A 20,318-nucleotide genomic window follows, 5' to 3' on the forward strand; every position below is an offset into this window, starting at 1 on the left:
GGGTGTACGGCGCTAGCGGAGGTGCTCGGGCGCCATGCAGGAACGGCTGCGAAAGCGCGGCACGAAAGCGCCCAGCACGAAGGTGCGGAACATATAGGGCACAAGGCCGCGCTCGTTCAATTCAGCACGCACGCGGCTGCGGTAGTAGTCACGATGCAGGCCGGTCAGCTCGGACCAGTGCGCGCGCGGATGCTCGTGGTGCGCGGTGTGCAGGCCGATGTTGAACAGCAGCGGATTGACCAGCCCCTCGAAATTGCGCGCGTAGTTCAGGCCCGCAACGTGCCGCGGTCCGCCGTCCGCATGCGCGTGCTGCAGATAATTGGTGGCCAGCAGCCAATGCAGGCCGTGCAGCTGCGGCACGATCACGAACACCAGCGCCTTGACCGGGTTCACCGCGATCAGCCCGGCCCACAGGCCCAGCCAAGCGCCGTACTGCGCCATGCAATAGCGAAAGGCGCCCGGCCAGTGTCTGCGCAGCCGGTTCAGCCACGCGAAAAACAGTGGATACAGCACCCAGGCCGCTTGCACGGGATGGATGACGTAGCCCCACAAATGGTTGGTGTCGCCGCCAAACCGGTACGTGCGCGCCACATCGCGCTCGCCATGCTTGTAGCGGTGATGATTGGCCACATGGGCCGGATAGAACACGAACGTGGGATGGCCCTGCAGCAGCGTGATCCAGAAGTCGGTGATGCGGTTGGCCCAGCGGCCGCGCCACATCCGGATGTGCGTGTGGTTGTGATGGATGACGCCGATGCCCAGGGTCAGAAACAGCATCAGCGCATAGGCCGGCCACCAGAACCCGTTGAACCACTGCCAGGCCGCCAGCAGGGGCAGCGCAGCCAGATAGGTCAGGCTCTGCCAATCCCGCCGGTTGCGCAGCGTGGGCAGCGCACGCCGCGGGCCGCTCTGGCCATTCGGGCCGATCCTTGCCGCCACTATGCGGAGCCTCGCAGGCCGGCGCCGGACTCGCGCTGCCGGTAGGCTTCCAGCTGTCGCTCGGCGGCTTCCGCCCCCAGCCGCGTGCGGAACAGTCGATCCATGAAGGTGAACTGGAAGCCGTAGTTGCCGTTGTAGCAGGCGTGGTGCAGATGGTGCCGGCGGCTGGCGGCGAACCAGTGCGCGTACGAGACCTTGGGAAAGAAATCGTAGTTGGCGTGACCGATGCAATTGAAGAACAGGCTAAAGAGCGGCACCGACAACAACGACCAGAAGCTGAAATCGTGCACCACCATCGGCAACAGGATTACGTTGCCCAACATCAGCGCCTCGATGGGATGAAAGCTGTACGTCGAGAATGGCGTCGTCACGACCGAGCGATGATGCGGCAGGTGAAAGCGGCGCAGAAGCCGCGTGTGCAGCAGCCGGTGGTTGATCCAGAAATGCACGTCGTTCCAGGCCACCAGCGCCAAAATCTCCAGCACGATCTGCTGCCAGCTCGCGTCCGGGTCCAGACGCGCCCACCCTAATTGCAGAAGGCCCCACGGAAAGATCATGCCGGTGCCGAACAACAGGATCGACAGCCCTGATTGCGCCAGTTCGCGGCGCAACTGGCCCGGCGCAAGCGGCCGCGGATCGAGCGGCCGGCCCAGCCCCAGGGCCGGCAGGATGTGCCGGGTCAGCAACCAGGTGGCCGCGCCAAAGACCAGGTAGATGCCGCCGAAGAAGAGCAGCCCCGCCAGCATGACCTGCCAGGCGGACAAGGCTTCAAAAGCTTGGCCCATGAAGGTTTTATGTCACCCCGAAGAATGGCCGCATCATAAGCAATCCGTCAGCTTCCCGGTAGGCGATTTATTACCAATTGAATCCGGACGCCACAAAGCGCTCATGCCGCGCGCAGGGTGACGCCTTGCGCCGGAAACTGGCGGTCCAGCGCGTCCACGGCGGCGCCCAATCGCGCCGCGAGGGCTTCACTGGCCTGCAGCATGGGCAGGCGCAGTTCGTTCGACAGCAGCCCCTGCCGCGCAAGCTCCGCCTTCAGCGGACCGGGATTGGGCTCGCCGAACACCAGTTGGATCACCGGCGCCAGCGCATGGAACAGCGAACGGGCTTCGTCCAGCCGCTGCGCCCGCACCGCGCGGTGCATCGCCACGAAGAGATCGGGGCGCACGTGCGCGGCCGCGGCGATCATGCCGGTGGCGCCCAGGCACATCGCGGACAGCGATTGCAGATCTTCGCCGGCCAGGACATTCATCTGCCCATCGCTGATCAGCGCCACCGTCTTGTCCAGCGAGCCGCCGCAATCCTTGATGGCGGAGATGTTGGGATGCGCGGCCAGCGCCAGCAGCGTGGGCGTCTCCAGCGTGGTGCCGGTCCGGTACGGAATGTCGTAGAGCACCAACGGAAAGCGCGAGGCATCGGCCAGGCAGCGGAAGTAGGCCGCGGCCCCTTCCTGGCCCGCCCGCACGTAGTACGGCGCGGGCGCCAGGATGCCGGCCAGGGGACGCGTGCCAAACGCCGTCAGCCGATGCAGCACGTGCCCCTGATGATTGCCCGCCAGCCCCATCACGATGGGCAGGTCGCCCGCCTCGGTCAGCACCGTATCCAGCACGGCAAGCTGTTCGGCATCGTCCAGCGCCGCGGCCTCGCCCGTGCTGCCGCACACGACCAGCCCGTCCACACCTGCGGCCACGTAGTGGCGCACCAGGCGGCGCAGCGCCCCGCCGTCGACATGGCCGCCGGAAAACGGCGTGACCAGCGGCACCCAGACGCCCTGGAACAGAGATTGTTGAGATTGCATGAGAACACTCCTTCGTATGGACCGTTGGGGGACCGTACAGAAGTGCTCGGGAGGTCAGGGGGTGCGCGCGGAGGCGCCAAAGCGCCGCCAGGAGGCCGCTGTTCCGTCGCCCATCTGACGGAACAGCATGCTCCGGTCAGATGAGCGGCTGTTTTTTGGATTTCAGGCCGGCGGCAGCCAGCACCACGCCAAGGGCGCGGAGGTGGCTAGCAGTCTGGTGGGCCTGATGAATCATGGATGAGCGGGACGCAATATGCGGCGGATGCAGAAATCTACCGGGCGGGCGCGGCGGTGTCAACGCGGCGGCGCGCCGTACTGTCGGCCGCGCCGCAGGCAGGCGTTCAGCTGAGCGCCGCCAGGAACACCGCGCACAACGCTTCCATGCCCTTGCGGTCGTCTTCGTCGAACCGGTCGGGCACGGGGCTGTCCACGTCCCACACGCCGATCAGTTCGCCCTTGTGCACCAACGGCACCACGATTTCCGAACGCGAGGCCGCGTCGCAGGCGATGTGGCCGGGAAAGGCATGCACGTCCGGCACGAGCTGCGTCTGACGCTGGCTGGCGGCCGCGCCGCACACGCCGCGATTGAGCGGAATGCGCACGCACGCGGGCTTGCCCTGGAACGGGCCCAGGACCAGTTCCGTGCCGTCGAAGAAATAAAAGCCCACCCAATTCAGGTCGGGCAGTGCCTGGAACGCCAGCGCGCTCAGGTTGGCGGCGTTGGCGATGCGGTCGGGTTCGCCTTCCAGCAGCGCGCGCGCCTGCATGGTCAGTTCGGCATACACGGCGGCCTTGGAATCGGCGACGATGGGAGCGGCTTCGAACATGAAAATGTAACTGTACTGGCGGTTATCGATGCAGGTGATTTTAGGGGTTCCACCCGATAAAAGGGCCGGGCTGTTACCGTGTGGGACAATACTTTGTTGTCAAACGCATCAACCGACCCACCCTTCTTGATCAAGAAGCACTCCATGGACAAGCCCCTCGAACCTGCGTTTTCCTTTTCGGAACGCGCCCTGCAACTCACCAGCTCCGCCATCCGCGAGATTCTCAAGGTAACCGAGCGCCCCGAAGTCATTTCGTTCGCAGGCGGCCTGCCCGCGCCCGGCGGCTTCCCGGTAGAAGTGGTGCGTGCGGCATTCGACAAGGTCCTGTCCACCAACGGCCGCGCGGCCCTGCAATACGGTCCCACCGAAGGTTACGCGCCCCTGCGCAAGTGGGTGGCCGATGACCTGACCGCCTCCGGCGCCGACATCGCCCCCGACCAGGTCCTGATCGTGTCCGGCTCGCAGCAGGCGCTGGATCTGCTGGGCAAGGTGCTGATCGACAAGGACAGCAAGGTCCTGGTCGAAGACCCCAGCTACCTGGGCGCACTGCAATCGTTCAGCCTGTACCAGCCGAACTTCGTGCCCGTGCCCACCGACGAAGGCGGCCTGATCCCCGAAGCCATCACGCCCGAACTGGCTGACGGCGCCCGCTTCCTGTACGCCCTGCCCAACTTCCAGAACCCGACCGGCCGCACGCTCAACCTGGAGCGCCGCATCGCGCTGGTCAAGCGCGCCGCCGAACTGGGCCTGACCATCGTCGAGGACGATCCCTACGGCGAACTGCGCTACGCCGGCGAGCCGCAGCCCGGCCTGATCGCGCTTGCCAAGGAATACGGCGCGAACGTCGTGCGTCTGGGCACGTTCTCGAAGGTGCTGGCCCCGGGCCTGCGCCTGGGCTACATCGCTGGCGGCCGCGCGCTCATCAACAAGCTGGTGCAGGCCAAGCAGGCAACCGACCTGCACACGCCCACGCTGACCCAGATGGCCGTGTACGAGATCGTCAAGGACGGCTTCCTGGCCGAGCACCTGCCGAACGTGCGCGAGATCTACCGCGCCCAGGGCAGCTGCATGCTGGACGCCATCCAGAAGGAATTCCCGTCCACCGTCACCTGGACCAAGCCGGAAGGCGGCATGTTCATCTGGCTGACGCTGCCCGAGCACATCGACAGCACCAAGCTGCTCGAAAAGGCCATCGCGCAGAACGTGGCCTTCGTGCCCGGCGCGCCGTTCTACAGCGGCGAAGGCAAGCGCAACACGCTGCGCCTCAGTTTCGCCACCGTGCCGGAAGACAAGATCCGCACCGGCATCGCCATCCTGGGCAAGCTGCTGAAGGCGGAATGACAACGTCCGCCGTCGTCCCTTGAAGGGGCGGCGCGGATGCCTTGATGACCGATCGGCCGGGCGCGATGCCCGGCCGTTGTTTTATGCTGTCGGCTTTCCCGACCACTTGTGACCGTGACAGTGAGCGCTTCGCAACAATCCCCCGCCGATCTCAGTGACATCGTCTTCACCGACTGGGTCGAACGCTGGCTGCCGAAGTCGTGGCGGCCCTACGCGCGGCTGTGCCGCCTGGATCGCCCTATCGGCACCTGGCTGACCCTGCTGCCGGCCATTGCCGCGCTGGTCCAGGCCGCGGGCGGCCTGCCCGACCTGCAACGCCTTATCGTCTTCTCGCTGGGCGCCCTGCTGATGCGCGGCATCGGCTGCACCGTCAACGACATGTGCGACCGCGATTTCGACAAGCACGTCGAGCGCACGCGCTTCCGTCCGCTGACCAGCGGCCAGCTGTCGATGAAGAACGCCGTGTGGTTTCTCCTGGGCCAGTTGCTGGTCTGCGGGTCGCTGCTGTTCTTCCTGAACGACATGAGCCGCTGGCTGGCGGTGGCCGTGCTGCCCTTCGTCTTCATCTATCCGCTGTGCAAGCGCGTCACCTACTGGCCGCAGGTCGTGCTGGGCATCTGCTTCAACTGGGGCATGCTGATGGCCTGGTCGGACACGCAGAACCACGTGCCGCTCGCCGCCATCGCCATGTGGCTGGGCGCGGTGCTGTGGCAGGTGGGCTACGACAGCATCTATGCCTACGTCGACGTGCGCGACGACCGCAGCGTGGGCCTGCACTCGACCGCCATGCGTTTCGGCGATCAGGGCAAGCTCTGGATCGGCGGGTTCTATCTGGGCACCGTGTTGCTGTGGGCCTGGGGCGGTTATGCCATCGGCCTGTCGTGGGCCTATCAGGTCGGCATGGTCGCTGTGGCCGTGCATCTGGCCTGGCAGTTGAAGGTGTTCGACATCCAGCATCCCCACCGCAATTTCATGCTGTTCCGCGCCAACCTGTGGCTGGGCGCATTGCTGGTTGCCGCAGCATTGGCGGGCACGTTGATCCGCTGATGCGGCGCGGTTGAAGCGGCGCGGAAGCGCGACATGGCGACGTCTGCGCGTCCCGCGCTTTCGAGCCGCACTTTCGGGCGGTATTTTCGAGCGGTACTTTCGGGCGGCACTTTCGAGCGGTATTTTCGGGCGGTACTTTCAGGCCGTGCATTTGCGGGATTGACGGCCTCAGGCGATGATGGGCCTTCCGCCCCACGTCACGGAGTCACCGCATGCCTGCAATGATCAAATCCCTGACCACCGCCGCCGCCGTGTGCGCCCTCTTCGCCACGCTGCCCGCACAAGCCGCCACCGATTGCGCCCCGCTGCGCGGTTGCGCGGCCAAGTTCTGCCACATCGAAAACGACATTGCCGCCGCGCAGGCGCAGAACAACTCGCGCCGCGAGGCGGGCCTGCGCAAGGCGTTGTCCGAAGCCAAGGCAAGCTGCACCGACAGCCGCCTGCAATCGCAGCGCGAGGCCGACGTGCGCGAGAAGCAATCCAAAGTGGCCGAACGCCAGCAAGAGCTGACAGAGGCGAAAGCCAAGGGCAAGCAGGACAAGATCGACAAGGCCCAACGCAAGCTTGAAGAAGCACAGGCCGAATACAACGACGCGTTGGCCGACCTGAACCGCTGACCTGACGTGCCTGCGAGCCAGGGCGTCGCGCGCGCTGGCCGCCGCTTATCTCCCACTCTCCTGCGGCCGCTCCCTCGCCGCGCCCCCTCCGATGTCTGCCTCTGCCTGCCCCGAGCCGGCCGCGCGCCCATTCTTGCAGTTGCCCTCCCCTTCGCCGGCGGGCCGACCTCCGAGGCCCGGAAATCTGACGCGTCACACGATGGAAATATCGCCACCCATGGCGCCAACATGGACAATCCAAACCGATTAGCCATGATTTTGGAAAGATGTTTTCAGGTAATAAGGGTTTATCCCAGGGTTGTTTAGGCACAGAATGCCTCTCATCGGGACACAGCAAGCGAGCCCCAGGCAGTCAGGCCTGGGGCTCGAATCCCAAGCTCACAAGACTCGGAGGTCTGCCATGAAAACCCTTGCTACCGCACTGATGCTGTCCATGTCCGTTCTGGCTGCCGGCGCTCAAGCCGCCGAAGCCGACCAAGCCCCCACCCGCGCTCAGGTTCAAGCCGAGCTGCAACAAGCCAAGGTTTCGGGCCAATACACGTTCGGCGAAGAAGGCTACCCCGCCCCCATCGCTCAACACTCCAGCCTGACCTCGCAGCAAGTTCAAGCCGATCTGGCCCAGGCCAAGAACGCCGGCCAAGTGACCTTCGGCAACATGGACTACCCGCCCGTCGCCGCCTCGGCCTCCGCCACGTCGCTGAGCCGCGCCCAAGTCGAATCGCAACTGGCACAAGCCAAGACCGAAGGCCTGGTGACCTTCGGCAACCTGGACTATCCCCCCCACCTGGGCAGCTGATCCACGGGCCACGCCGGCCGTGAATCGCTACCAGGCAGCCCTCTGGCCACAAGCCAGAGGGCTTTTTCTTTGACGCTTCGACCACTTCAACGGTCATATCGACGTGACTTGAGGCCGATTCGACGGTTTAGCCGCTACAAATCGTCAGCACTCCCGCATAGGATGGGGCCACTTCCCTTCCCTCTCATTGCAGGAGCCGCACCATGTCCACGCACACCAAGCCCATCGTTCTGCTGGGCGCAGGAAAAATCGGTTTTGCGATCGCGCTGATGCTGGAACGCAGCGGCGATTATTCCGTCCTCGTCGCGGACCAGGACGCCAGCCGGCTGGCCGTGCTTGCCGAACTGGGCTGCGAGACGCGCCAGGTCAGCGACGATGCCGGCGTGGCGCGCTGCATCGAAGGCGCCTACGCGGTGGTCAATGCGTTGCCCTTTCATCGCGCGATTGCGGTGGCGGGCTTGTGCGCCAAGGCCGGCGTACATTATTTCGACCTGACCGAAGACGTGGCCAGCACGCACGCGATCCAGGCGCTGGCCCATGACACCGGCGGCGTGCTGATGCCGCAATGCGGGCTGGCGCCCGGCTTCATCGGCATCGTCGGCAACGCGCTGGCGCGCCGCTTCGACACCTTGCTCGATCTGCGCATGCGCGTCGGCGCACTCCCGCGCTATCCGTCCAACAGCCTGCGCTACAACCTGACGTGGAGCACCGAAGGGCTGATCAACGAATACTGCAATCCGTGCGAGGCGATCGTGGACGGCCAGCTGACCAGCGTGCCCGCACTGGAAGGCTACGAAACCTTTGCGCTGGACGGCGTGGAGTACGAAGCCTTCAACACCTCCGGCGGCCTGGGCACCTTGCCCGCGACGCTGCTGGGCCGCGCACGCAACGTCGATTACAAGTCAGTGCGCTATCCCGGCCATTGCAACATCATGAAGCTGCTGCTCAATGACCTGCGCCTGCGCGACCGCCGCGACCTGCTCAAGGACATCTTCGAGTCGGCCATCCCCACTACCGAACAGGACGTGATCGTGATCCAGGCATCGGCGTCCGGCTACCGCCACGGCCGTCTGGAAGAAGAGTCGTATCCGATTCGTGTCTTCGGCGCGGAAGTCGACGGCCACCGCCTGAGCGCAATCCAGCTGTCCACGGCCGCAGGCATTTGCGCGGCCCTAGATCTGGTGGCGCACGGCGTTCTGCCGCAGCAGGGCTTCGTGGGGCAAGAGGCGATTGGCCTTGAGGCATTGCTCAACAACCGATTCGGCCGCATTTACGCGGGCAAATCGCTGGCGCTGGCCGGGTGCGCGGTGGCCGATCGTTGAGTCCGTCATCACCGCCGTCATCACAGCCGGCCTCGTCGCCGCCAGCGCGCGGCGCTACGTCCAGCCTTCCAGACGCAGCGTCGCGCGCACCAGGCGCTGCTCTTCCTGCTCGATATCCGACAGGCTCTGGCGCACGCTGTCCACATGATCGGCCGCGGCCTTGCGCGCCTGCTCTGGCTGGCGCCCGATCACCGCGTTGAACAGCCGCGTGTGCTGGCGGTCGATCTGGCGCTTCTCGGGCTCGCGGTGGTACAGGTTGTTCACGCACGCGAACACCGATCCCAGCAGCAGATCCGTCAGCGATTGCAGCGTATGCACCAGCACAGGGTTGTGCGAGGCCTCGCAGATCGCCAGATGAAAGGCGTGGTCCAGATGCGCGTGGGTGGCGGTATCGGTGGCGGCGCCCTGCGCGGACACCATCTCGTCATACCGGCGCCGGATCATGATGAAATCGGCCTCGGTCCCGCGGATGGCGGCCAGCCGTGCCGATTCGGCCTCCAGCAGCGACCGCACTTCAAGCAGGTCATACAGCGTGCGCGGCTGCGAATTGAACAGGTGCATCAGCGGCCCGGCGTCCACCTTCGAGATGCGCGCAACGAACGAGCCCTTGCCCTGCGCCGTGTGAATGATCTCGCGGGCGCGCAGCAGCTTCAGGCCCTCGCGCAGCGCCGTGCGCGATACGCCAAGCTTTTCGGTCAGGCGCCGCTCGGACGGCAGGGCCTGGCCCGCCTTGAGGACGCCGTCCAGAATCAGACGCTCGATCCGTTCGGCGACTTCATCGGCCACCTGACGGGGCTTTTCTTCAGTTTCCGCGTGCATGCATTCTCCGCGACCAGTGGTATGACCATGCGCGGTCGGCGCTCTCGCGGATCGGCCTTGCCTTGGTAAGTGGCTGATATCAAACCATAAAAATTGATGCTCTGCCCGGGGTGCGCCGCACAAACTGGTATGACCAGCGGGTTTCCGTATGGACATCGGCGCGGTCGCGGACGATGATGTCAACACCCCTCACCCGGCGCGCCGCGCCGGTCAGCCTGACTCAACGCCAGAGAACCGCATGACTCAACGCATCCAGCACCACGGCCTGCAAGTGGCGGCCAATCTCAGTCAATTCATTGAACAGGAAGCGCTGCCCGGTTCCGGCCTGGAGGCCGACGACTTCTGGCAAGGCTTCGCGGCCCTGGTGCACGATCTGGCGCCCAAGAACCGGGCCTTGCTCGCCGAACGCGATCGCCTGCAGGCAGAACTCGATGCCTGGCATCGCGCCCATCCCGGTCCCATCACGGATCCCGCCGCCTACCGCAAGTTCCTCGAAGGCATCGGCTACCTGCTGCCGCAGCCTGCCACCGTGCGCGCCACCACCGACAACGTGGACACCGAGATCTCGCAGCAGGCCGGCCCGCAGCTCGTCGTGCCGATGTCCAATCCGCGATATGCGCTGAACGCCGCCAACGCGCGCTGGGGCAGCCTGTACGACGCCCTGTACGGCACCGACGCCATCCCTGCCACGCCCGGCGACACGGGCCGCGGCTACAACCCGGAACGTGGCGCCGCCGTCATCGCCCGCGCGCGCAGCTTCCTGGACACCGCGGCGCCGCTCGCGCAGGGCTCGCATGCGGATGCCAAGGGCTACACGGTCGAAGGCGGCCAGCTTCGCGTGGCGCTTGCCACGGGCGCGACCGGCCTGAAGACGGGCACGCAGTTCGTCGGCTACCAAGGCGACGCGTCCGCTCCCACCGCGATCCTGCTCAAGAACAACGGCCTGCATTTCGAAATCCAGATCGACCGCGCCAGCACCATCGGCGCCACCGATGCGGCGGGTGTGAAAGACGTGGTGGTCGAGGCCGCGCTCACCACGATCATGGACTGCGAAGACTCGGTCGCGGCCGTCGACGGCGACGACAAGGTGCAGATCTACCGCAACTGGCTGGGCCTGATGAAGGGCGACCTGACCGAGGACGTCACCAAGGGCGGCAAGACCTTCACCCGCAAGCTCAACGCCGACCGCAACTACACGCGGCCGGACGGCTCGGCGCTGACGCTGCATGGCCGCTCGCTCATGTTCGTGCGCAACGTGGGTCACCTGATGACCAACCCGGCCGTGCTGGATCGCGACGGCCAGGAAATCCCCGAAGGCATTCTCGATGCCGTCGTCACCAGCCTGGCCGCGGTGCAGGACCGCAAGCACAAGCTCAATTCGCGCACGGGCTCCGTCTACATCGTGAAGCCCAAGATGCACGGCCCCGCCGAAGCCGCATTCGCCAGCGAACTCTTCGACCGCGTCGAAGACCTGATCCGCGTGCCGCGCAACACGCTGAAGATGGGCATCATGGACGAAGAGCGCCGCACCAGCGTCAACCTCAAGGCCTGCATCGAAGCTGCCGCCTCGCGCGTGGCCTTCATCAACACCGGCTTTCTGGACCGCACCGGCGACGAGATGCACTCCGGCATGGAAGCCGGTCCCATGCTGCGCAAGGGCGACATGAAGTCCAGCGCGTGGATCACCGCTTACGAACGCAACAACGTGCTGGTGGGCCTGGACGCCGGCCTGCGCGGCCGCGCCCAGATCGGCAAGGGCATGTGGGCCATGCCCGACCTGATGGCCGCCATGCTCGAACAAAAGATCGCGCATCCCAAGGCCGGCGCCAATACCGCCTGGGTGCCTTCGCCCACCGCTGCCACGCTGCATGCGCTGCATTACCACCAGGTCGACGTGCAGGCGGTCCAGCAGGAACTCGAACGCACGAAGCTGGACAGCGTGCGCGACGACCTGCTCAATGGCCTGCTCACGGTGCCGGTCGGCGATCCCGCCAAGTGGTCCGCCGCCGACATCCAGCAGGAACTGGACAACAATGTGCAGGGCATTCTTGGCTACGTGGTGCGGTGGATCGACCAGGGCGTGGGCTGCTCGAAGGTGCCCGATATCCACAACGTGGGGCTGATGGAAGACCGCGCCACGCTGCGCATTTCCAGCCAGCACATCGCCAACTGGCTGCGCCACGGCATCACGAACCGCGATCAGGTCACCGAGACCTTCAAGCGCATGGCCAAGGTCGTCGACGGCCAGAACGCGGGCGACCCGCTCTACCAGCCGATGGCCGGCAACTTCGACACGTCGCTGGCATTCAAGGCCGCGTGCGCCCTGGTGTTCGAAGGCCTGACTCAGCCCAACGGCTACACCGAGCCGCTGCTGCACAAGTACCGCCTGGAGTACAAGACGGCGCGCGCCTGATTCAGCGCCACGCTTGACCAAAGCCGGACGGCAATGCCGTCCGGCTTTTTTTCGGGTTTGGGTTTGGATTCGGGCGGGGGGTGTCTTGCTGCCTCATCCCTCCCCGATTAAAAACCTCTTGGTTTTCGCACGATCGTGCTAAATTTCCGCCATGACAGCAAAAACCGAGAAAAGCGAACTCACCTTCGCGGCCATCGTGAACACGGCGCTCGACATGGCCGCCGCGCAAGGCATGGAAAGCCTCTCGCTGGGACAGGTCGCCAAGCGGCTCGGCATCAGCAAGAGCGGCGTCTTCTCGCGCGTCGGCTCGCTCGAAGCCCTGCAGCAGGCGGTGCTGGACGAATACGACCGGCGCTTTGTCGAAGCGGTCTTCACACCTGCCATGGCCTACCCGCGCGGTCTGCCGCGGCTGAACGCGCTGGTGTCGCTGTGGATCGACCGCGCCAGCAATGTCGAAACGCTGACCGGCTGCATCTACGTGGCCGGCGCGTTTGAATACGACGACGTCGACTCGCCGGTGCGGTCGGTGCTGGAACACAACCTGAAGCGCTGGCGGGCCGCGATGGTGCGCACGGTGAACCAGGCGCTCGAAGCCGGCCACTTGCGCCCCGACACAGACCCGCAACAGCTCGTGTTCGAGGTCTACAGCCTGATGATCGGCCTGATGCACGACGCGCGGTTCCTGCGTGACCCGAAGGCGCACGAACGCGTGAAGGCCGGCTACGAGCGTCTTATCTCCACGTATCGCAGCTTCAAGTACATCGAGTAATCCCCCGGAGCCGGCGTTGTGCCGGCTTTACTTTCGCTTAATTTCGCACGACCGTGCGAATATTGACAGGAGCAGGCCATGTGGATTCTTATTCCGTTAGGCGCGTTAGGCGTATCGTCCATCCTTTGGCGCCAATGGCGCTTGCTGCTGCGCCAGTTGCCCGACCGCGCCGAACACCTCGTGCTGTTCTAAGACCCCGCCCCCCCACCATGCCGCGCACCATTCACCTGCTGATCGTCGACCCGCAAAACGATTTCTGCGACTTGCCCAAGTCGTACCGGCCCCTCGACCCGCTGACCGGACTGGCGGTTGCGCCCGCGCTGCCCATCGCTGGCGCCCACGCAGACATGCAGCGGCTGGCGCGGTTCATCGACGCCACGGCCCCCGTGCTCTCGTCGATCACGGTTACGCTGGATTCGCATCATCGTCTGGACATTGCGCACCCCACATTCTGGCGCGCGGGCAATGGCGACCCGGTCGCGCCCTTCACGCCGATCACGGCGGCGCAATTGCGCGCCGGCCAATTCGTGCCGCGCCATGACGACGACCTGCCGCGCACGCTCAACTACCTGGATGAACTCGAAGCGCGGGGCCGCTACACGCTGATGGCGTGGCCGGTGCATTGCGAGATCGGCACGTGGGGTCATAACGTGCATCCCGACGTGCGCGCCGCGTATGGTCGTTGGGAAGAAGAGCGCCAGTTCATTGTGCGCAAGGTGCCCAAGGGCGCCAACCCCTGGACCGAACACTACAGCGCGCTGATGGCCGAGGTGCCCGACGCCGACGATCCGCGCAGCCAGCTCAACCGCGGCTTGCTGGACTCGCTGGACCGCGCCGATCTGATCCTGATCGCGGGCGAGGCCGGCAGCCACTGCGTCAAGGCCACCGTCGAACACCTGGCCGAGCACCTGCCCGGCGGCAACCTGTCGCGCATCGTGCTGCTGACGGACTGCATGAGTCCCGTCGCGGGCTTTGCGAACGCACAGTTGAGCTTTCTGCAACGCATGCGGGATCTTGGCGTGCAGGAACGTACCAGCACCGACATGGCGCGCGCGCTGGCGTAGGATGGCGACGCGCAGTCGGCGCGCCCAAACACAACGGCCGCCTGCATCAGCAAGGCGGCCGTGAAACGGTGAACAGCGACGTCAGCGCGTGGCGTTCAGGCGCCGTGGCCCGTCTTGCCTTCGCATTCAACGTAAAGCGCGCTGATCGCTTCGCACAACGCGGGCGGCTGCTGGAACAGGCGCGACACCAGCAGACAGCCCTGAATCGTCGCGAACACCGCCCGCCCCGCTGCTTCGGGCGTGCCGGAAAACTTCAGCGTGCCCTGCGCCGCGCCTTCGGCCAGCACGCGGGCCAGCCACGCTTCGTGCGCGCGGAAGAATCCCTGCAGCGCGCCGCGGACCCGTTCCGACAAACTCATCACGTCGGCGGCCAACATGCCGCCCAGACAGAGTTCACCGGAACCGCAGGCGGCGGATTCCATCATCGACAGATATTTTTCAAGCTGCGCCTGCGCCGGCTGCGCGGTATCGATCCCGCGCACCGCGCCAAGTGCGCGCGTGCTGTAGGCCTCGACCGCTTCGTACAGCAGGTCGTCCTTGCCTGGAAAGTAGTAATGGATGCTGGACGTCTTGACGCCCACATGCTCAGCCAGGTCGCGGTAGCTGAAGCCGTTGCATCCGCGCATGCGGATCAGCTTCTCGGCGTGCGCCAGAAGCAGTTCGCGAGTGGTATTGGAAGTCGGGGTATCCATGGCGGCATATTACCTACTAATAGATCGGTTCGTCATTGGGAGGGTCCCTTATCGGCAGTTACCGAGCGGGCCATTCCATGTCACCGACCGTGCCAGCGGACTCCGGCCGGGACAAGAATCCCGCCCCCGGGGTCCGCTTTGATTGCCATCTGCTTCAGCCTTGCACGGGCGGGTAGTCGAGTTCACCGCCGTCGGTCAGGCCTTGGGCGCGGGCGGCTGCCAGTTCCTGCTTGACCTGAGCGCGCGTCTTGTCGCCAGCGTGGGCAAAGGCGGTGGCGGCGTAGCCTTCTTCACCGGACACCAGTTCGCCATTGGCGCGGGCGGCGGCGAGTTCTTGCTGCACCTGAGCGCGGGTCACCGTGCTTTGGGTGTTCAGTTCGGGCGGATAGTCCAGTTCGCCGGCTTGGGCAGCGCCGATGAAGGAAGCGGAAAGGATCAGGGCGGAAATGAGGGTCTTCATGAGAAATCTCCAGATTGGTTGAGTTGCTGCAGTTGCTGCGAGGTTGTCGGTTAAGGCTATCTATCTATAGATAGAGGCGTGGTCGAAAAAATCAGCCTTGAACGGGCGGGTAGTCCAGTTCGCCGCCGTCGGTCAGGCCTTGTGCGCGGGCGGCAGCCAGTTCTTGCTTGACCTGAGCGCGCGTCTTGTCGCTGGTGAAAGCGATCGGGGCAGCGGCGTAGCCTTCTTCACCGAATGCCAGTTCACCGTTGACGCGGGCGGCGGCCAGTTCTTGCTGCACTTGAGCGCGGGTCACCGTGCTTTGGGTGTTCAGCTCGGGCGGATAGTCCAGTTCGCCAGCTTGGGCAGCGCCGATAAAGGAAGCGGAAAGGATCAGGGCGGAAACGAGGGTCTTCATGAGAAATCTCCAGTCAGGTTGGTTTGAAATGCAGTGTTGCGTTGTTGGGTTGAAGCTATCTATCTATAGATAGAGGTTTGGTCGAAAAAATCAGCCTTGAACGGGCGGGTAGTCCAGTTCGCCACCGTCGGTCAGACCTTGAGCGCGGGCAGCAGCCAGTTCTTGCTTGACCTGAGCGCGGGTCTTGTCGCTGGTGAAGGCGATCGGGGCGGCGGCGTAGCCTTCTTCACCGAATGCCAGTTCACCGTTGACGCGGGCGGCGGCCAGTTCTTGCTGCACTTGAGCGCGGGTCACCGTGCTTTGGGTGTTCAGTTCGGGCGGATAGTCCAGTTCGCCAGCTTGGGCAGCGCCGATGAAGGAAGCGGAAAGGATCAGGGCGGATACGAGGGTCTTCATGGTCAATCTCCAGTTTTAGATGCAGTATGCGTTTCAGTTAGCTATCTACTTGTAGGTAGATGTCGAGAGAAATAAAAAAGCGGTCCTACTGTATTTCTGATTTCGGCGCCGGGCGGTTTGTTGTTTGCGCTGCGTCGATGGGATGAATCTTACCTACTACTAGATAGACGACGCAAGCGGGTAAAGTGAAACAATTTATTTCGCGATGCAGGCCAACCACATCGGATGCGGTGTGAAGGCCTGAATCAGTGCAGTACGGCGGTTCCCGCTGGCGCGGCCAACGGGACCGCCGTCGCCGGCAATCAAGCGGACAGCGCCTGCATCACCGCGTACAGATCGGACTTGCCCTCAAAGCCGATGCCCGGCAGATCCGGCATCGTGACGTAGCCGGCCTCCACCTTCACCCCATCCGGAAAGCCGCCAAAGGGCTGGAACAGATCCGGGTAGCTCTCATTTCCGCCCAGACCCAGCCCCGCCGCGATGTTCAGCGACATCTGATGCCCGCCATGCGGCACGCAGCGGCTCGCGGACCAGCCATGCTGACGCAGCATCGCGAGCGTGCGCAGATACTCCACCAGCCCATAGCTGAGCGCGCAATCGAACTGCAGATAATCGCGGTCGGCGCGCATGCCGCCATAGCGGATCAGGTTGCGCGCATCCTGCATCGAAAAGAGGTTTTCGCCCGTGGCCATGGGCTTGTCGTAGTAATTACGCAGCGTCGCCTGCAGCTCGAAGTCGAGCGGATCGCCCGGCTCCTCGTACCAGAACAGGTCGTACTGCGACAGCGCCTTGGCGTAGGCAATCGCCGTGTCCAGGTCGAACCGCCCGTTCGCATCCACAGCCAGCTTCTGGCCGTCCTGCAGCACGCTCAGCACCGAGTCGATCCGGCGAAGGTCCTCGTCCAGCGACGCGCCGCCGATCTTCTTTTTCACGACCGTGTAGCCGCGATCGAGATAGCTGCGCATTTCGTCTTTAAGCGCGGCGTGGTCCTGCCCTGGGTGGTAGTAGCCGCCGGCCGCGTACACAAACACCCGCCGGTCCGGCTGGCCATTGCCGTAACGTTCGGCCAGCAACTGGAAAAGCGGCTTGCCTTCGATTTTTGCGACCGCATCCCACACGGCCATGTCGATGGTGCCGATCGCCACCGACCGCTCACCGTGGCCGCCGGGCTTCTCGTTCTTGAACATCGCGTCCCAGACCTTGTGCGGATCCAGGTTGCGCCCCGTGGCGTCCACCAGCGTGTCCGGGTCTGCTTCCAGCACGCGCGGGATGAATCGCTCGCGCATGAGCTTGCCCTGTCCATAGCGGCCATTCGAATTGAAGCCGTACCCGACCACCGGCTTACCGTCGCGGATCACGTCGGTGATCACGGCGACCAAGCTCAGCGTCATCTTGCTGAAGTCGATGTAGGCGTTGCGGATGGGCGAGCTGATGGGCAGGGTCTGCTCGCGGATGTCGACGATTCTCATGGCTTGTCTCCGGTTGGGTCGCATCGGGAATCGATAGATTAGTGGCGCATCCCTGCCCTAGAATTCACCCAAGTTCATTTGATTATTTACTTTCAGTGAAAGCCGACCTAGCCTCCGAGCTGCAGTTCTTCGTGCTGATCGCCCGGCTGGGCAGCCTGTCCGCGGCGGCGCGGCAACTGGATCTGACGCCACCGGCGGCCACCAAACGACTGGCCCTGATGGAAAAGCGCCTTGGCGTGCGGCTGGTCAACCGCACCACGCGCAGCATCAGCCTGACCAACGAAGGCGAGACCTACCTGGCCTATGCGACCCGGATCCTGGCGGACCTGCGCGAGATGGAAGACGTGGTGTCCAGCAGCAGCGCCCAGCCGCGCGGCCTGATCCGCGTCAACGCCACGCTGGGGTTCGGCCGCACGACCATCGCGCCGCTGGTCTCTGACTTTGCGAAGCGCTATCCGCAAGTGCAGGTTGAACTGGAGGTAACGGACCGGCCCGTCGACCTGGTGGAAGGCGCATTCGATCTGGCCATCCGCTTCGGCGAACTGCCCGACAAGCGCCTAGCCGCCCGGCGCATCATGACCAACCGGCGCTTTTTGTGCGCGTCGCCCCGCTACCTGAAGGCGCACGGCACGCCGGCAACACTGGCCGACCTGGCGCATCACCAGTGCATTCTTCACCGGCAAAACGACGAGGCGCACGGCGTCTGGCGGTTCACGCACAAAGGCCGCGTCGAAGTGGTGAAGGTGGAAGGCGGGCTATCCAGCAATGACGGCGACATCGTGCTGGGCTGGGCCCTGGAAGGCCACGGCATCCTCATCCGGTCGGAATGGGATCTGGCCAAATATCTGGAAAGCGGCAGGTTGCGGGTGGTGCTGCCCGACTTCGCGTTGCCGTCGGCGGACCTGTTCGTCTATTACCCGCAGCGCCGCAACCAGACGGCTCGCACGCGGGCGTTTATCGATTTTCTGGTTGAGGCATTTCAGCCAGGTCCTGCAAAGGAAATCGCTGGCGCGGACCGTCCCTAGCCCTTGAGGCGCGCCTGCGTCGCCCCGTGTTCCCCAAAAGCAAAACCCCGGCCTTCCATTGAAAGCCGGGGTCTTGAACATACCTAACGCGGGGCGACGCTTAGAACGGAATATCGTCGTCCATGTCGGCCAAGTTGGCGCCGCTGCTGGCCGGGGCCGCTGCGGGAGCCGGGCGCTGCTGCGGCGCCGGGCGCTGGGCCGGGGCAGCGCGCTGCTGGCGCGGCGCGTCGTCGTAGCCGCCGCCACCGTAGTTGCCGCCACCACCGCCGCCGCCGTCTTCGCGGCCGCCCAGCATCTGCATCTGGTCAGCGACGACTTCGGTGCTGTAGCGGTCGGCGCCGGTGTCCTTGTCTTGCCACTTGCGCGTCTTGAGGCGGCCTTCGATGTAGACCGAGCGGCCCTTCTTCAGGTATTCGCCGGCGATTTCAGCCAGGCGGTTGTACATGACGACGCGGTGCCATTCCGTTTCTTCGCGCTTTTCGCCGCTGGCCTTGTCCTTCCAGGACGAGGTCGTGGCGATCGACATGTTGCAGATTGCCGCCCCGTCGGGGCTGTAGCGGACTTCCGGGTCGCGACCCAGATTGCCCACGAGTATGACTTTGTTAACCGATGCCATGCCGATGTCCCTCTGTTGTTGACAGCCTGCGACTAGCGTTGCCGCGAGCGCGCCGGCAACAACATAAAAAAGCGATGTTGAAGACCGGCTTCATGAAACTCGCCGGTCATCGAAGCGATGACCGGCGATGCCCAGGTGAAGCCTGTGTTGATGCGTATTATCGACGAAAGCGCCCGCCGCGCCAAACGGGATCGGTGACAAATCGATCACCGCAGGCAAACCATTTCGGCGCTGTTGGACGCCGTTCGGGGCCAGATCCGCGACTTTCCGAAGCCTGCGGGAAAGCCCGCAACGGTCAGGCCAAGGGCCGCAGCGCCCAGGTGACCGCCAGCCACACGGCCGACAGGATTGCCGCGCCGATGAACACGGCGCTGGCGCCCGAATGCCCCGCCAGCCAGCCGCCCAGCGCGCCCCCGGCGAACAGACCCGCGGCCTGCGCGGTGTTGTAGAAGCCCAGCGCCAATCCCTTGTAGGCCTGCGGCGCCACGCGCGAGACCAGCGACGGTTGCAGCGCCTCCAGCACATTGAAAGCGACGAAGAATCCGGTCAGCGCGATGGCCAGCGTGTAAAAGCCGTGGCTGGCGGCCGGCAGCAGCGCGCACACCAGCACCAGGCCGGCCACCGACGCGCGCAGCGCGCCGCGGTGCGCCCGGCGCTTTTCGGCCACGAAGACCACCGGCACCATCAGCACGAACGACACCAGGATGACCGGCAGGTAGACCTTCCACAAGTCACGCGCGTCCAGTCCGCCGACCTTGGCCAGCAGCGCCGGCACCACGACAAACAGCGACACCTGGATCAGATGCAGGACAAAGACGCCAAAATTCAGCCGCAACAGGTCGCGATGGGTCAGGACCTCGCGCGGCTTGGCCGCCTGCATCGTGCGGGCCTGCGTGCGAGGCACCACGGGCACCACGAAGCGCGCCACGGCCAGGCAGACGACGCCCAGGCAGGCGATGGTCCAGAACAGGCCCGACAGCCCCCACCAGCCCACCAGCACCGGCGACAGCACCAGGGACACGGCGAACGACAATCCGATCGATGCGCCCACCATCGCCATGGCGCGCGTGCGTACCTCGTCGCGGGTGGCGTCGGCCAGCCAGGCGGTGACCGCGGCGGAAATGGCGCCGGCGCCCTGGATGGCGCGGCCTATGGTGATCCAGAAGACGTCCGTCGCCTGCGCACAGACGATGCTGCCGGCGATAAACAGCAACAACCCGAAGATCACCACCGGACGGCGCCCCCAGCGATCGGACGCCAGACCGAAGGGAATCTGCATGAACGCCTGGGTCAGGCCGTACATGCCCAGCGCCAGCCCCACGCGGGCGGGATCGTCGCCGCCCGGCATGCCGCTTGCGGCAACGGCAAAAACCGGCAGCAACAGGAACAGCCCCAGCATCCGCGCGGCGAACAGGCCGGCCAGGGCCACGCTGGCGCGGCGCTCGGAGGGGGTCAATTTCAGTTTTTTATCTGCCGGCATGCGGAAATTTCAACGATGACTAGGGCGG

At 64.9% G+C, this 20,318-nt stretch carries 21 protein-coding genes; 9 read left to right on the forward strand and 12 right to left on the reverse strand.

All coding sequences use genetic code 11. The features are described 5' to 3' along the window. Nucleotides 1–12 precede the first annotated feature (12 nt). The 4 genes from AC6CIE_RS24175 to AC6CIE_RS24190 form a co-directional block, all read right to left on the reverse strand. Nucleotides 13–939, reverse strand: a complete 927-nt coding sequence (locus AC6CIE_RS24175) for a fatty acid desaturase family protein (protein WP_498094336.1) — start codon at nt 937–939, stop codon at nt 13–15. Then, nucleotides 939–1,724: a sterol desaturase family protein gene (locus tag AC6CIE_RS24180; protein ID WP_175136899.1), complete on the reverse strand. Its 786-nt coding sequence runs from the start codon at nt 1,722–1,724 to the stop codon at nt 939–941. The genes AC6CIE_RS24175 and AC6CIE_RS24180 overlap by 1 nt, the downstream gene beginning before the upstream one ends. Nucleotides 1,725–1,825: 101 nt before the next feature. After that, nucleotides 1,826–2,740, reverse strand: a complete 915-nt coding sequence (gene dapA / locus AC6CIE_RS24185) for a 4-hydroxy-tetrahydrodipicolinate synthase (protein ID WP_343737704.1) — start codon at nt 2,738–2,740, stop codon at nt 1,826–1,828. 341 nt (nt 2,741–3,081) lie between these two features. Then, entirely contained in the window at nt 3,082–3,567 is a 486-nt protein-coding gene (locus tag AC6CIE_RS24190; protein ID WP_498094339.1) for a GAF domain-containing protein, read from the reverse strand. A 144-nt stretch (nt 3,568–3,711) separates the two neighbouring features. Here AC6CIE_RS24190 and AC6CIE_RS24195 point away from each other — a divergent pair, with 144 nt between their 5' ends. From AC6CIE_RS24195 to AC6CIE_RS24215, 5 genes are all read left to right on the forward strand, one after another. Next, a complete protein-coding gene (locus AC6CIE_RS24195) occupies nt 3,712–4,908 on the forward strand; it encodes an aminotransferase-like domain-containing protein (RefSeq protein WP_175124749.1) in 1,197 nt (398 codons plus the stop codon). A gap of 120 nt (nt 4,909–5,028) precedes the next feature. Next, entirely contained in the window at nt 5,029–5,955 is a 927-nt protein-coding gene (ubiA, locus tag AC6CIE_RS24200) for a 4-hydroxybenzoate octaprenyltransferase (protein WP_498094341.1), read from the forward strand. A gap of 212 nt (nt 5,956–6,167) precedes the next feature. Continuing rightward, nucleotides 6,168–6,572, forward strand: a complete 405-nt coding sequence (locus AC6CIE_RS24205; protein WP_175124751.1) for a DUF1090 domain-containing protein — start codon at nt 6,168–6,170, stop codon at nt 6,570–6,572. Nucleotides 6,573–6,972: 400 nt separating this feature from the next. Beyond that, nucleotides 6,973–7,368, forward strand: a complete 396-nt coding sequence (locus AC6CIE_RS24210; RefSeq protein WP_175124752.1) for a DUF4148 domain-containing protein — start codon at nt 6,973–6,975, stop codon at nt 7,366–7,368. A 203-nt stretch (nt 7,369–7,571) separates the two neighbouring features. Next, nucleotides 7,572–8,690, forward strand: coding sequence for a saccharopine dehydrogenase family protein (locus AC6CIE_RS24215; protein WP_498094343.1), 1,119 nt, complete (start codon nt 7,572–7,574; stop codon nt 8,688–8,690). Between the two features lie 54 nt (nt 8,691–8,744). Here the strand turns inward: AC6CIE_RS24215 and glcC are convergent, their stop codons facing one another. Then, nucleotides 8,745–9,509: a transcriptional regulator GlcC gene (glcC, locus tag AC6CIE_RS24220; protein ID WP_175136906.1), complete on the reverse strand. Its 765-nt coding sequence runs from the start codon at nt 9,507–9,509 to the stop codon at nt 8,745–8,747. A gap of 238 nt (nt 9,510–9,747) precedes the next feature. Here glcC and AC6CIE_RS24225 point away from each other — a divergent pair, with 238 nt between their 5' ends. The 3 genes from AC6CIE_RS24225 to AC6CIE_RS24235 all read left to right on the forward strand — a co-directional run bounded on the left by AC6CIE_RS24225 (nt 9,748) and on the right by AC6CIE_RS24235 (nt 13,755). After that, a complete protein-coding gene (locus AC6CIE_RS24225) occupies nt 9,748–11,922 on the forward strand; it encodes a malate synthase G (protein ID WP_498094345.1) in 2,175 nt (724 codons plus the stop codon). 151 nt (nt 11,923–12,073) lie between these two features. After that, nucleotides 12,074–12,691 (forward strand): TetR/AcrR family transcriptional regulator, encoded by a 618-nt coding sequence (locus tag AC6CIE_RS24230; RefSeq protein ID WP_175136908.1) that lies wholly within the window; start codon nt 12,074–12,076, stop codon nt 12,689–12,691. Nucleotides 12,692–12,900: 209 nt separating this feature from the next. Beyond that, nucleotides 12,901–13,755, forward strand: coding sequence for a cysteine hydrolase family protein (locus AC6CIE_RS24235; protein ID WP_498094347.1), 855 nt, complete (start codon nt 12,901–12,903; stop codon nt 13,753–13,755). Between the two features lie 95 nt (nt 13,756–13,850). Here the strand turns inward: AC6CIE_RS24235 and AC6CIE_RS24240 are convergent, their stop codons facing one another. The 5 genes from AC6CIE_RS24240 to AC6CIE_RS24260 all read right to left on the reverse strand — a co-directional run bounded on the left by AC6CIE_RS24240 (nt 13,851) and on the right by AC6CIE_RS24260 (nt 17,169). Then, nucleotides 13,851–14,447: a TetR/AcrR family transcriptional regulator gene (locus AC6CIE_RS24240; RefSeq protein WP_175124757.1), complete on the reverse strand. Its 597-nt coding sequence runs from the start codon at nt 14,445–14,447 to the stop codon at nt 13,851–13,853. A 154-nt stretch (nt 14,448–14,601) separates the two neighbouring features. Continuing rightward, nucleotides 14,602–14,907, reverse strand: coding sequence for a DUF4148 domain-containing protein (locus tag AC6CIE_RS24245; protein WP_175124758.1), 306 nt, complete (start codon nt 14,905–14,907; stop codon nt 14,602–14,604). A gap of 91 nt (nt 14,908–14,998) precedes the next feature. Further along, entirely contained in the window at nt 14,999–15,304 is a 306-nt protein-coding gene (locus AC6CIE_RS24250; RefSeq protein ID WP_175136911.1) for a DUF4148 domain-containing protein, read from the reverse strand. A 90-nt stretch (nt 15,305–15,394) separates the two neighbouring features. Then, nucleotides 15,395–15,700, reverse strand: coding sequence for a DUF4148 domain-containing protein (locus tag AC6CIE_RS24255; protein WP_175136911.1), 306 nt, complete (start codon nt 15,698–15,700; stop codon nt 15,395–15,397). A 302-nt stretch (nt 15,701–16,002) separates the two neighbouring features. Further along, nucleotides 16,003–17,169 carry a mandelate racemase/muconate lactonizing enzyme family protein gene (locus tag AC6CIE_RS24260; RefSeq protein ID WP_218342510.1) on the reverse strand — a complete coding sequence of 389 codons (1,167 nt, stop codon included), beginning with the start codon at nt 17,167–17,169 and terminating at the stop codon, nt 16,003–16,005. Nucleotides 17,170–17,264: 95 nt separating this feature from the next. On the opposite strand from AC6CIE_RS24260, the gene AC6CIE_RS24265 reads away from it, so the two are divergent. Further along, nucleotides 17,265–18,194 carry a LysR family transcriptional regulator gene (locus AC6CIE_RS24265; protein ID WP_498094350.1) on the forward strand — a complete coding sequence of 310 codons (930 nt, stop codon included), beginning with the start codon at nt 17,265–17,267 and terminating at the stop codon, nt 18,192–18,194. Between the two features lie 100 nt (nt 18,195–18,294). Here AC6CIE_RS24265 and ssb read toward each other — a convergent pair whose 3' ends face one another. Both ssb and AC6CIE_RS24275 read right to left on the reverse strand, forming a co-directional pair. Next, entirely contained in the window at nt 18,295–18,810 is a 516-nt protein-coding gene (ssb, locus tag AC6CIE_RS24270; RefSeq protein ID WP_175124763.1) for a single-stranded DNA-binding protein, read from the reverse strand. Between the two features lie 295 nt (nt 18,811–19,105). After that, complete coding sequence (locus AC6CIE_RS24275) at nt 19,106–20,290, reverse strand: MFS transporter (RefSeq protein ID WP_175185875.1); 1,185 nt, start codon at nt 20,288–20,290, stop codon at nt 19,106–19,108. Nucleotides 20,291–20,318 lie beyond the last annotated feature (28 nt).

The organism is Achromobacter sp. GQ309, assembly GCF_059759315.1.